Annotated in this window: 10 protein-coding genes and 1 pseudogene; 6 read left to right on the top strand and 5 right to left on the bottom strand. The window is 37.6% G+C overall.

Translation table 11 applies throughout. The features are described from left to right. Window positions 1-56 precede the first annotated feature (56 nt). A complete protein-coding gene (locus WKK05_RS26415; RefSeq protein ID WP_341526004.1) occupies window positions 57-935 on the bottom strand; it encodes a hypothetical protein in 879 nt (292 codons plus the stop codon). A 365-nt stretch (window positions 936-1,300) separates the two neighbouring features. Here WKK05_RS26415 and WKK05_RS26410 point away from each other — a divergent pair, with 365 nt between their 5' ends. Beyond that, entirely contained in the window at window positions 1,301-3,358 is a 2,058-nt protein-coding gene (locus tag WKK05_RS26410; RefSeq protein WP_341526003.1) for a tetratricopeptide repeat protein, read from the top strand. A gap of 92 nt (window positions 3,359-3,450) precedes the next feature. Here the strand turns inward: WKK05_RS26410 and WKK05_RS26405 are convergent, their stop codons facing one another. Together WKK05_RS26405 and WKK05_RS26400 are read right to left on the bottom strand one after the other, a co-directional pair. Continuing rightward, on the bottom strand, window positions 3,451-4,107 hold the full coding sequence (locus tag WKK05_RS26405; RefSeq protein ID WP_341526002.1) for a GAP family protein: 657 nt from the start codon (window positions 4,105-4,107) through the stop codon (window positions 3,451-3,453). Window positions 4,108-4,295: 188 nt separating this feature from the next. Further along, on the bottom strand, window positions 4,296-4,964 hold the full coding sequence (locus WKK05_RS26400; RefSeq protein ID WP_341526001.1) for a MotA/TolQ/ExbB proton channel family protein: 669 nt from the start codon (window positions 4,962-4,964) through the stop codon (window positions 4,296-4,298). A gap of 281 nt (window positions 4,965-5,245) precedes the next feature. Between WKK05_RS26400 and WKK05_RS26395 the strand changes: the two genes are divergently transcribed. Continuing rightward, the gene (locus WKK05_RS26395; protein WP_341526000.1) at window positions 5,246-6,754 is read left to right on the top strand and encodes a UbiD family decarboxylase; all 1,509 of its coding nucleotides are present in this window, start codon (window positions 5,246-5,248) and stop codon (window positions 6,752-6,754) included. A gap of 114 nt (window positions 6,755-6,868) precedes the next feature. Here the strand turns inward: WKK05_RS26395 and WKK05_RS26390 are convergent, their stop codons facing one another. Further along, window positions 6,869-7,750 carry a TauD/TfdA family dioxygenase gene (locus WKK05_RS26390; protein WP_341525999.1) on the bottom strand — a complete coding sequence of 294 codons (882 nt, stop codon included), beginning with the start codon at window positions 7,748-7,750 and terminating at the stop codon, window positions 6,869-6,871. A 229-nt stretch (window positions 7,751-7,979) separates the two neighbouring features. On the opposite strand from WKK05_RS26390, the gene WKK05_RS26385 reads away from it, so the two are divergent. The 4 genes and pseudogenes from WKK05_RS26385 (at window position 7,980) to WKK05_RS26370 (ending at window position 11,194) form a co-directional block, all read left to right on the top strand. Further along, window positions 7,980-8,519 carry an SH3 domain-containing protein gene (locus WKK05_RS26385; RefSeq protein ID WP_341525998.1) on the top strand — a complete coding sequence of 180 codons (540 nt, stop codon included), beginning with the start codon at window positions 7,980-7,982 and terminating at the stop codon, window positions 8,517-8,519. 73 nt (window positions 8,520-8,592) lie between these two features. Then, a pseudogene (locus WKK05_RS26380) lies at window positions 8,593-8,694 on the top strand (DUF4058 family protein); the annotation flags it as partial. A 129-nt stretch (window positions 8,695-8,823) separates the two neighbouring features. Further along, entirely contained in the window at window positions 8,824-10,461 is a 1,638-nt protein-coding gene (locus tag WKK05_RS26375; protein WP_341525997.1) for a tetratricopeptide repeat protein, read from the top strand. 154 nt (window positions 10,462-10,615) lie between these two features. After that, window positions 10,616-11,194, top strand: a complete 579-nt coding sequence (locus tag WKK05_RS26370; protein WP_341525996.1) for a hypothetical protein — start codon at window positions 10,616-10,618, stop codon at window positions 11,192-11,194. Window positions 11,195-11,311: 117 nt separating this feature from the next. On the opposite strand, the gene WKK05_RS26365 is transcribed toward WKK05_RS26370, so the two are convergent. Beyond that, window positions 11,312-12,301, bottom strand: coding sequence for a PRC-barrel domain-containing protein (locus tag WKK05_RS26365; RefSeq protein ID WP_341525995.1), 990 nt, complete (start codon window positions 12,299-12,301; stop codon window positions 11,312-11,314). Between the last annotated feature and the right edge of the window lie 42 nt (window positions 12,302-12,343).

Genomic DNA, 12,343 nt, shown 5'->3' with positions numbered 1-12,343 from the left:
TTGTTCTGCTCCAAAATCAAAAATTTTGAAACTTTGTTTTGGACTTAAAGGCTTTTTTATCTATTTTGAGGTTGCCATTTTTCCATCATGGTAATTAGTTCTGAAATCCGGCGTTCACCGCACCAAACTAAATCAAGTTTTTTGAGTTGTTCGAGACTAATAAAACCGTCAAAATCAGCAACACGGTGATATTCTGTATCTCCCATTGCCGCTAGTAAATGCTGGAAAATAATGGTCTCATTAAACTGTGGATTTGTTTGTGGATCATTCAGGATTGCCATTGCTCGTTCTTGTGGCAAGCTTTCAAGAGTACTAATAATAAATCGTGTAGGAAAATCTGCATCCTTGAGTTGGGGATGACGCGATACTAGACCAGCTAACACAACTCCTAGATATGCTGCTGCTTGAGAATTACTCAGCGCCTGTATCTGTCGAGATGCAATTTCTGTCAAATTCGTAAAAAACGGACATCCCAATTGTTGTTCAATAGCAGTCATCGCACCTGGAACTAGGGAGGTTTGCAATTGAGCCTCAAATGAAGCCCGACGTTCCTGTGGCAATTGATTAAGTAAAATTTGCTCAGCGCGATCGCTTATAATAATCTCGCCACCAACCCCAAAACTGAAGTCTTTGCCAAGTTCCAAACCCTCGCTGGCTAAAATTTGAAATATGTTATTTTGGGCTTTTCGTTGCATCTGTTCATAATGGAATTGCCCAAGAAACATTTGACAAAACCAACTGTGGTTATCAGAGTCGCATTCGACTAATAATTCGTTAACAATCAAATTTGTTAATTTTTCGGCTCCTAAAATCGGTTGCCATTGGGTAATCAAGCCATTGATAGCAGCTTTATCGTGGCGGCTAAGTGCATCATTAAATTGACGCTTGGCAATAGCTGCTTGATTTTTATTTTGTCTAAATAAGTTTATTTTCAATTTTTTATATGGGTTGAGGATATTTCAATTTGCCTCTTTTGTACACTATTTTGATCTCAGGGGTCATGAGTGGTATTGCTGAAAAACTTTTATGAAGTTATATGTGTATTTAACTCTTCCAGAAAAATCCCTCTTTTGCGAACGCAAAAGTCCCTCTGTCCTGGTATAATACTCAGGATTGTGTATACTCTATTCTGTAAATATAAAAAAAGTTATGATCAAAAATATGTATAGTATGGTTAATTATTAATACTTGTACTTTGCGGCAATACCTTAAACTTTTAACGTTTTTGCAAGTAGTATTTTAAAATACTGAGTGTTAACACTTAAGTAGATTAAATAAATATAAGACTATATTTATCTTGATGAATAGTCATCTGTGGGATGGACGTTACCGAATACTAAAAGTTTTAAATATAAGAGAAGAGACTACAACCTATTTAGTTGAAGATGCTAGCCTTGCTGCTAGCCAATATGTAGTCAAGCAGCTACGTCCTCCCAGTAATAATCCCCAAACTTTAAAAATTCTGCGTGATTTGTTTACGAGTAAGGCAATAAACTTAGAGAAACTAGGACAAGAACACGACCAAATCCAGAAACTAGTTGCTTATTTTGAAGAAAATGAAAAATTTTACTTAGTCCAAGAATTTATTCCTGGTCATCCTTTAACTGAAGAAATTTTAGTAGGGAAGCCTCTGAGTGAAGACCAAGTAATAAGTATCTTATCAGAGATATTAGAACTTTTGGTATTTATGCATAGCCGTGGAGTAACTCACAGAGACATTAAACCAGGAAATATTATTCGCAGAGAGTCAGATAACAAATTAGTTTTGGTTGACTTTGCTGCTGTTAAAGAAGCGATAAATCCTATAATTGTTAATTCTGGATATCTACCTGAAGAACAAATTCAAGGAAACACCAAATATAATAGCGATATATATGCTTTAGGTATAGTTGCGATCGCAGCTATTATGGGTTTAAAAGTAGACGAAATAGCTAGGTTACAAAGTCAAAGAAATCGTCTGACAAGGGAAATTGTCTGGCGTAATAAAAATATAAAAGTTAGTGGAAACTTAGTAAAAATTATTAATAAAATGGTGCGTTTTGATTATCGTAAGCGTTACCAATATGCAACAGAAGTTTTAGAGGATTTAAAACAGTTAAAAAATCCTACACAGGATAATAAACAACAAAAGCAGCAAAAATTGTGGCTAATTATTACAGGGATAGCTGGCTGTACCTTGCTTGGCGGTGCTGCATGGTTTTTGCAGTTGCAAAAACCTCTAAGTAATACTCAAACAATATATCAGAAGGGAGTAAGCAACTATCAAACAGGAAAGTTTCAAAAAGCTGTTGAAGATTTAACACAGGCTATAGAATTAGATCCCCAAAATGCTTTGGCTTATAATAGACGAGGCGATGCTTATTATCAGTTAGGAGACTACGAGAAAGCACAAGCAGATTCTAGTCAAGCGATTTTGCTTAATCCTCAAGATGACAATGCTTATTATGACCGAGGATTTTCTTTCTATGAATTAGGTAAATATAAAGAAGCAATCAGAGACTACACCGAAGCAATTAAACTCAATCTGAAAAATCCATATACTTATTATGGTAGGGGTTTAGCATATAGTAAACTTAAGGATAATAAAAGAGCAATTGGGGATTTTAGTAAAGCGATCGCCCTAAAACCTGAGTATTCTGAACCTTATTTACAGCGGGGTATCATCCGGCGTCGCCTCAAACTCAATAAAGTAGCAATACAAGATTTTAGTACAGCAATTAAGATTAATCCCAATGATGCTAAAGCCTATTATCACAGGGGTTTAATGCAAGTTGCTAATAAAGATAAAAATGCTGCAATTAAAGATTATACGAACGCAATTAATATCAATCCCAAGTATATAGAAGCTTATCTGAGTCGTGCTGATGTTTATAGTGATATAGGAAATCAAATAGAAGCGACTGAAGATTATAACAAAGTTTTGCAGCTTAATCCTCAATTAACCGCAGGTTATATCCACAGAGGGCTTCACCGCTTTTCTTTCGGAGATTATCAAGGCGCAGTTGAAGATTATACCCAAGCAATTACACTAGATGCTAAAGATGCTGCGGCTTACAACAATCGTGGTAACGCCTATCTGGAAATGGGAAATAAAAAAGCAGCTAGTCAAGATTATTCTCAAGCGATCGCAATTAATTCTAACTATGCTTTAGCTTACTATAACCGGGGTATAACTCGTGCTAAATTAGGAAATAAAAAAGGAGCGATCGCAGATTTTCAAAAAGCCGCGAAACTATTTCGACAGACAGGAGAAAAAGATAGTTATAAAGATGCACAGAAGGAAATTGCTAGTTTGCAAAGTCAATCAGTTTATGTTAACAGTACTCGCCTGAAGTCTAAGGAAAGAAAAGACAATTAAACTTCAATTCTGTGAATCAAGGTTCAAAACTTAATATTCAAAAACCTAATCATACCAATTGTTTTATATTGTCTTAATATCTCAATAAAAAACTATTTAGACAAGTGAATAAAACTGTTGATGATTAAGACAAACCCAATCCCCATCAAAGCAAGTGGTAAAATTTTAGGTAACCAAATATTTATTCGATAGTAAAATTTTGCTAAATAATTAATAGCCTTGTCATTCAATAAAAAATAAACACTAATGAATATTAATAATGGCAGGACAAAAATCAAATCATATAATGTCCACAATAGTATAAATGTTGGGGTTGAAAGATGGGCATCTACCATGTGTTTAAGCGCAGCAACGTGAGGCAATGCTGTTGGAGTTTCGATTGCGACAATACTAAAACCCAACCAAAAGGTGTGCAGTGGCTTGAGTGAACGAGGATGCTGAGTTGTTGTAGAAAATCTCAAGAGTTTTGTGGCGTTCCATCCTACAATCAATAGTGCGATTCCTACGAACAAATGTAATATATAAATACTCTTGCTAAGAGAATTCAAAAACTGTTCAAGCACTTGTGTCATTCCCCAAGCAATCAATAGTCCAGCAATCCAAAGTGCAACATATTCTCCAAGGGCAAAAGTTAATGCACGTATAGTAGGCTTTGCTGTACTCAGCAGATAAATTTGCACTGCAAAGCCGTTAGGGTTAATACTACCAATTACTGAGAGTGCTACCAGAGAAAGTAAGAAAGAGGACATATTTCAATAGCACACTCGTTTTGAGCTTTGTTTGGAAACTGTGGTAGGATTTGCAACTTAGTCGATAGCCAAGCACCTTACCTTATTAACTAATCCTGGAGTTTAAGCCCCCTGCTTCTAAAAGCAGCAAGTTTTGTATCTATTTCTAAATATGCATTACAAAACTTAATTACGAATTACGAATTATTTTAACCTCCAATATTCGTGTTGGTAAATTCTTCTGCGCCAGTATTGAATTTTTGATGAGTTATTGGGATATTTGTAGCGTTGGTATTGTCGTGCCAAGCTTGGAGGTAAATTAGTTCTAGTTCGCTGCCAACTTTAGAAAAATAATCTTTTTGTCGCGATCGCAAGCCTACAAAGATTCGGAAAAATATAAAAGCAATAATCGCTACAGTTATACCAGTAACAGAGGTGATTAGCGCCTGACTGATACCAGTAACAACCGCAGAGACATCAGTACTATCTATGTCGCCATTTTTCAGGTTGTGGAAAGTCGTAAGTAATCCGCCTGCTGTACCTAATATACCTAATAACGGTGCGATCGCCATCACGCTTTTGAGTAGCTGATCACCTTGGTACATATCTACAAATTCCCTGTCACAAGCTACTTTCATTGCTAGGTAAAAATTTTCCGGAGAAGGTCGCTTCAGTTTTAGTGGGGCCAAAAAAAAGCGGCCGATAGCTAACCCTTGGGAACGCTGTGCAATATCTTGTGCTTTTTCTAAATCCACCTTTGCCGCTGTTAGCACTTCATGCACTACGTGTTTTTCTTGAATTATTAGCTTAAACCAAAACCAACTGCGTTCTAGGACACAAGCAAACGTTGCAATAAATAAACCTAGCAGGGGCCACATAACAAAGCCACCTGCCAGGAAGGTATAGTATATTCCGGCCATGTTTTGATCAGGTTAGCGCTTATTTGTAAAAAATAATGCTTATCCCTAGTTAGGATAACTAAATTGGCTGTGAAATAAGGTTAAGAAAAGTAAATAAATAGGTTAATTTGCAGTTAAGAGGGGTGGAGAAGAATGACTACTGATCAATCCCCAATCCCCAATCCCCAATAACAAATGACAAATGCTTAATAATATAAGAAAGCGCTTCACACTTCTTAAATAATAGCTTTACTAGAAAAATGGCAAGAGACCTGCGGGGATTCATTAAAATTCTGGAAGAAAGGGGACAATTACAGCGAATTTCAGCTTTAGTTGACCCGGAATTAGAAATTGCAGAAATTTCCAACCGGATGCTGCAAAAGGGTGGGCCAGGTTTATTATTTGAAAACGTCAAAGGCGCTTCCTTCCCGGTGGCGGTGAATTTGATGGGAACTGTGGAACGGATTTGCTGGGCGATGAATATGCAGCGTCCTGAAGAGTTGGAAACTCTAGGGCAAAAGTTGAGTATGTTGCAACAGCCAAAACCGCCAAAGAAAATTTCCCAAGCAATAGATTTTGCTAAGGTGCTATTTGACGTAGTAAAAGCAAAACCAGGACGTGACTTTTTCCCTGCTTGTCAACAAGTGGTTATTCAAGGTGATGATTTAGATTTAAACAAGTTGCCTTTGATACGTCCTTATCCTGGTGATGCTGGCAAGATTATCACACTAGGATTAGTGATTACCAAAGATTGTGAGACGGGAACACCAAACGTAGGCGTGTATCGTTTACAACTGCAATCCCAGAATACGATGACAGTTCACTGGTTATCGGTACGGGGTGGGGCGAGGCATTTGCGAAAAGCAGCCGAACGTGGGAAGAAATTAGAAGTAGCGATCGCACTTGGTGTAGATCCTCTAATTATCATGGCAGCTGCCACACCCATACCTGTAGATTTATCAGAATGGTTGTTTGCTGGACTTTACGGCGGTTCGGGTGTGCAGTTAGCAAAGTGTAAAACTGTAGATTTGGAAGTTCCCGCAGATTCAGAATTTGTCTTGGAAGGGACGATTACACCAGGGGAAGTTTTATCAGATGGGCCTTTTGGCGACCACATGGGTTATTACGGTGGCGTAGAAGATTCGCCTTTGATACGCTTCCACTGCATGACGCACCGCAAAGATCCAATTTATTTAACAACATTTAGCGGTCGTCCACCTAAAGAAGAAGCAATGATGGCGATCGCGCTAAATCGTATTTATACTCCGATTCTGCGGCAACAAGTCTCAGAAATTGTCGATTTCTTCTTACCAATGGAAGCTTTAAGTTATAAAGCAGCAATTATTTCCATTGATAAAGCATATCCAGGACAAGCGCGACGCGCAGCCTTAGCGTTTTGGAGTGCTTTGCCACAATTTACGTACACTAAATTTGTCATTGTCGTAGATAAAGAGATAAATATTCGCGATCCGCGTCAAGTAGTATGGGCAATTAGTTCCAAAGTTGACCCTGTTCGGGATGTGTTTATTTTGCCGAATACCCCCTTTGATACTTTGGATTTTGCCAGTGAGAAAATTGGTTTAGGTGGACGTATGGGAATTGATGCCACCACAAAGATTCCACCTGAAATAGATCATGAATGGGGTGCGCCTCTAGAATCAGATCCAGATGTTGCGGCGATGGTAGAAAGGCGATGGACAGAATATGGTTTAGCAGAGTTGCAATTAGGAGAAGTTAATCCAAATCTCTTTGGCTACGATGTAAGGTAATAACGCCCAATACGCTGCTTGTTCGTAGTTGCGCTGTCTTCGCTAAAGCGCCAACTACGAACCTATCAAACTCAACAAAATATTAGATCACTTAATTACGTTGGATATTGTCACTCAGAAAGGAAAAGCTGGCGAACATAGCCTGATATAAATATCTCTTAGATCATCAGCAAAAGCTCTTCTACCATGCATGATTCTGGTATTATCAACCATTAAGATATCCCCTTTTTGCCAGGAAATTTCTGTAGTGATTATCTCAGCAATTTCATTAAGTTCAGAAACAACGTCATCTGGAATCTTTGAATCATCATCAAACGTAAGAACATCTGGACTTAGCTGCATAGTTGGCAATAGACTATTAATAAATACCTGATAATTACCACACCTGCTTGGAATAATTGCTGGAGCGATGTATTCTAGTTGAATCGATTGATCCTCATGTACTTTCAAATGTGTATTATTATTTTTACACATCTCACCCAATACTTCTAAATCATCTGTTTTATATTTTTTATGCCAATCATCTTTAGAGATCCGCACAGCAAACTTTAACTTCTTTTGACTGAATAAATCCTTAGTCGAACTACTAAGTTTATCAAAAAATTCTCTGCCATCGCATACCGTTGTTTCACCATCTTCTAGTGCAGGATTAGCACAGAAAAACCACAGCATAAGCGGAATATTCTGCTGATAGTACATCTCTCCATGTAACTTAATCTCCGACTTGAAATCATTTACACTCAGAAGAGTCTCATCTCCATTAATTACCCTTCTATTAAAAGCGCCACCAGCATAATTTATAAAGTCTGTACTAAATAAACTAGTAAATTGCTTAAAAATATCAGTGTTAGTCTCAAAGCCTCTGAAAAGCAATACTCCATAATATTTAAATAAACTAATGATTTCTTCTTTGTCTATTTCTAGAATATTACTATTATTTCTATTAAAAATTAACTGACCTAAACTATTTGATATTGGTTGTTTTTTGATATTCATAGGATTTTACAAGGTTTTACAAAACTTTAATTTTACTGTTAGTGTTAACAACATCCTATACTACATCATATCTTTGTGTTGCATTTGTAACTAGTGTAATAGTAAATTTTGTATAATTATAATTTATACATTACAGGCAGTTTGACGTAATGTAGTTCTATATTTACCTCTTATTCCTTATGGATAGAACTATATCCTTAAATTTTAATGATAGAAAATTGGAGAGATTATGACAATAAATCAAAAAAGAACAGCATCTAAACTAGTAATAGGATTAGTATTTAGTTGTCTGAGTGTAATAGTTAATACTGGAATTGCTAATGAAATTGTTTCAGCAAAATCAATTAAACAACAAAAATGCGATATTCTTGCCTATGTCACTGAAACAGATTCGCAAGGTTTAAATGTGCGGAGTGGTGCAAGTACCAAACACAGAATTCTAGGGCAAGTACCTATTAACGAAACAGTTCAGGTTATCGCTGCTGCTAGAGATTGGGTGAAAATTACTAACGCTAGTGGCGGGTTTAAAGGAACTGGATGGGTAGTTATACAAAAACTAGGGACATCGACACGGGGCTATGCAACTAATAGCGTGGAGCTTTATGCTAGTAGCAATCAGCAAAGTCGAAAAGTGGGACAAATACCTGCTAATACAAGTGTCAAATTATTAGGCTGTAAGGGAGATTGGGCGCAGATAGAATATCAAGGAGTTAAAGGTTGGTTGGCAAGAGAAGATCAATGCGGTGCTGCCCTTACCACTTGTTCTTAAAATTCCATACATAAGTACTATAAAAGTGAAGGGAATAAGGGAAAAGTTGAAAGTTTAATTTTGAGGTATTTGTATGCCTTCTCTGTTTCCAGGAATGAACCCGTATTTAGAAGATCCTGCATTATGGTCAGGAGTACATGGGAGACTAATAGTTGCGATCGCACCTCATCTAAAATAAGTAAGTTTAATATTTATTAATAAATATTAAGTAAGTTTTTGCAATATCGCGTCAGCTAATTAAAAGGTTTACGCGGGTTGGATATTTTAATAGAATAATCTCATCAAAAGATTCGCAGAAATATAAATGGACTGGATTACGCTACTGCGATCGCTACAGTCTGATTTTATTAAAAGGTTAACATCTGGTTCTCTGCTTCATTGTGAAACAGAAGGTCAATATAGTGAACTAACTATAATCTCTGGAGAGAGGTTAAAGGCGTTAAGGGAATTTTGCTGGCTGATGGCTGAGAAATATAAACGTGTTTCGCCAGTCCGGGATGTTTTTCTTAGCTATCTTAAGGGTAAATTGGGTGAAGAAGTTGTCAAAGAACGTTTAGCTGATTTTATTACAGAAGTCGATTATGAAAAGCGATTCGGCGGCGATGGTCAAATAGATTTTACTCTGACTTCTGATCCATCTGTTGGTATTGAAGTTAAATCTCGTCATGGTAGCATTGACAGAGTTAGATGGTCAATTAGTTCAGAAGAAGTTGCAAAAAATGCAGTTGTAGTTTGCATTTTTATTCAAGAGGAAGTTAGTGAAGCACAGACTGAGTACCATCTTTTATTAGCTGGCTTTCTCCCAACCAAAATGATTAAGTTGAGGACTGGTAGAATCTCATTCGGGATAGACCAATTACTTTATGGCGGCGGTTTATGGTGCTATTTAGAACAATTACAATCTTCCATAAATTATAATGCTTCTAGGCAAGAAACTATCATTCATAAGTTTCCCTTGCAGGAGCAAAAACTATCTCAACAAACTAATAAAGAGTTAATCAAATCTTCTTCATTTCCTGAGATGGAAAACTATGTACATCACCGTAATGAAGATTTAAATTTGCTTTATATAAAGCTGGGTGATGAGTGTTTACAAAAAGGAGAGTATGTAGATGCAATTGCTAATTATAACCAATGCTTGCTAATTAGTAATGATAGTAATTTATATTATAAACGAGGTTTAGCTCATTATCAGCTTGGAGATTATGAAGCAGCGATCGCAGATTATTCTCAAGCGATAAAAATGAATATTTCCGATGCTAAATCTTACATAAAACGAGGTTTAGCTCTGTATCAACTCGGGCGATTAGAAGAGGCGATTAATGATTATACCCAAGCTATCAGAATTAATCCTAATATTGCTATAGCTTACAGAAACCGTGCTGAAGCTCGTTCTCATATAGGAGATAATCAAGGAGCAATTGAAGATTATACTCAGGCTATTAAAATTAATCCCCATTATGCTGATGCTTACAAAAACCGTGGTATTTCTCGTTATCTTTTAGGATATCAGCCAGGGTTTCCGCAAGCAATTAAAATTAATCCTCAAGATGCTAATGCTTATAAAAATCGTGGTAACGCTCGTTCTGACTTAGGTGATTTTGAAGGGGCGATAGAAGATTATACTCAAGCAATACAAATTAATCCCAGTTATGCTGATGCTTATTACAACCGTGGTAACGCTCGTTTTGACTTAAGTGATTATGACGGAGCAATAGAAGATTATACTCAGGCAATAGAGATTAATTCTAATTATGCTGATGCTTATTATAATCGTGGCAATATCCATTTAGAAATGGCAGATAAACAGAAAGCAATTGAGGATTTTCAAAAAGCGGCAGATATTTATCGGAAAGAAGGCAAACTAGAAGCTCTCAAAGAGACACGCCAAAAAATATTAGATTTGGAAATAGAAGAATCATTAGATATTTTAAATTTTTAATAATAGCAGCTTACAGATATTTAGCCCTATTTTGTGAATTTGTATTGTCTTGACAATTCTCTTGCGATCGCACTTTTTTATCTACGTAATAAGTAATTTGATATCCAAAGTGGGTAATACAAATAAGTATCTTAGATGAAATAGGTTTTAAAGAATGATTATAGGCTTAAGAAATATTAGTGCTGTATGCGCTGTACTGACGCTATTTAGTGCTACCAGTTTACAGGATTCAAGCAATGCTACAGAAAGTATTGTCAAACATCAGTCCCAGCTAATAGCACTACCAGCAGCTAGCACCACTAATTCTCAACCACACCGAGTTTTTCGGTCTATTCTGCCCAAATTAAAGCAAAAGAGTCAGATTCAAATTTTATTGCCGAAGTTTGTTCCTGAGTCAGATGAGAATCTCCCAATTTACGCAATTATCGAAACTGCTACAGCAAATAAATATGAAATTTTACTAGGTTACATTCCTGATTGTAATGGGGCTTCTTATTGTCGTTTGGGTGTTGTTTCTGCTGAAGCAGTAACCCGCAAAACGCCATGCCTGCGTGGTAAACCTGTATCTTTAGCTAAGGGCATCACTGGCTATTTTACAGATTTTACTTGTGGTGCTGGTTGCTCAGATGCTACGTTGACTTGGCGGCAAAAGAATGTACAGTATGTTGTTGGGATTAAAGCAGGCGAACGCGCTTCTTTAGTAAAAATGGCTAATTCTGCGATTAATCCTTAAATTTGACGCTAGTAGTGTCAGTCCAGTAACGCGCCATAAATAATTAAGGTGCGTTAGCCTACGGCATAACACACCCTAATAGTGAATTCTTCTGTTTAATTACGAATTACGAATTAGTTAATATCCGCCTTCTTCTTCGTATTCTGGCTGTCTTTCCTTGACTTTCTTGGGAATATTCACTGGCTTTGGCGCATCTTCCCAAGCATCGCCGTCTACATCGTCATAATCATCATATTCTTCGACGTATGGCTTGTTGTAGGGTTTAGCTTCGTATTTTGGCGGTTGTTGATATCTATCCCTACCAGTTGCCTCACTCCAGTTATCTTCTTCTTCGTCTTCTTGGTATTGAATAGACTCATACTGCCGCGCCCTCATAACTTCACGGCGTGGTATTTCTTCTTCCACATAGTCTTCATTCCATTCCTCTTCCCGCGCTACGGGTTCGGGGGCGCGAACTTTCGTCCTGGGTGGTTGTAATGGTACTCCACTAGGGAGTTGGTTGGGAGTTGCAATTGTACGAGGAGCAGTATAGCCATATTCTTCTTCTGCATCACGCTCCCACGGGGCTTTACCGATACCCAGGCGCTCTAGCAAGCCGACTGTTAACTGCTGCACCCGTTCTTCGGCTCCCTCAAATACTATCAACCTCTTGGGGCCGGTGCTGACGATTTCGTCTACCGACAGATCGTAGGTACTGAGAAATTGGTCGGGAATTTGTGGATATCCCAGAGAAGCGATGACTATGGAGTAAATCTTACCCGTTTCTGCATTGAACTTGAAGCCTCGCACCTTGCCTAAAACTTCACCTGTTTCTGTAATTACTTCCCAGTTAATCAGGTCGCCGTAGGCTTCAATCTCGATATCTTCAATTACATCTTCGTTATCAACCAAAATGACATCGCCAATCTGGTTGATGTTATTGAGGTACATATAGCGCGGTAGGCCCGAAATAGAGATCAGGCTGTCTCGCAAACCAAGAGCCACAACCTCTCTTTGGTCAATATCAACCCAGACTTGGCTAACGATGCCTAGCCGCTTGCCGTTGTCGCGGGTGATTACCTGGGTATTCAATACATCGGAACGCCTAATTATCTGTTCAGAGGTCATTCTATACGGAGTCCTGATCTCGAATCCGGTTTATCTATACAC

Origin of the sequence: Nostoc sp. UHCC 0302 (genome assembly GCF_038096175.1) — a bacterium.
In the GTDB taxonomy this organism is placed as follows: domain Bacteria; phylum Cyanobacteriota; class Cyanobacteriia; order Cyanobacteriales; family Nostocaceae; genus UHCC-0302.
This window is presented reverse-complemented; position numbering and strand designations above follow the sequence as displayed.

Bases quoted from the DNA above. Each gene is read 5' to 3' on its own strand.
- WKK05_RS26400 (WP_341526001.1), bottom strand. From the start codon at position 4,964: ATGTGGCCCCTGCTAGGTTTATTTATTGCAACGTTTGCTTGTGTCCTA.
- WKK05_RS26365 (WP_341525995.1), bottom strand. From the start codon at position 12,301: ATGACCTCTGAACAGATAATTAGGCGTTCCGATGTATTGAATACCCAG.
- WKK05_RS26385 (WP_341525998.1), top strand. From the start codon at position 7,980: ATGACAATAAATCAAAAAAGAACAGCATCTAAACTAGTAATAGGATTA.
- WKK05_RS26395 (WP_341526000.1), top strand. From the start codon at position 5,246: ATGGCAAGAGACCTGCGGGGATTCATTAAAATTCTGGAAGAAAGGGGA.
- WKK05_RS26405 (WP_341526002.1), bottom strand. From the start codon at position 4,107: ATGTCCTCTTTCTTACTTTCTCTGGTAGCACTCTCAGTAATTGGTAGT.
- WKK05_RS26390 (WP_341525999.1), bottom strand. From the start codon at position 7,750: ATGAATATCAAAAAACAACCAATATCAAATAGTTTAGGTCAGTTAATT.
- WKK05_RS26375 (WP_341525997.1), top strand. From the start codon at position 8,824: ATGGACTGGATTACGCTACTGCGATCGCTACAGTCTGATTTTATTAAA.
- WKK05_RS26410 (WP_341526003.1), top strand. From the start codon at position 1,301: ATGAATAGTCATCTGTGGGATGGACGTTACCGAATACTAAAAGTTTTA.
- WKK05_RS26370 (WP_341525996.1), top strand. From the start codon at position 10,616: ATGATTATAGGCTTAAGAAATATTAGTGCTGTATGCGCTGTACTGACG.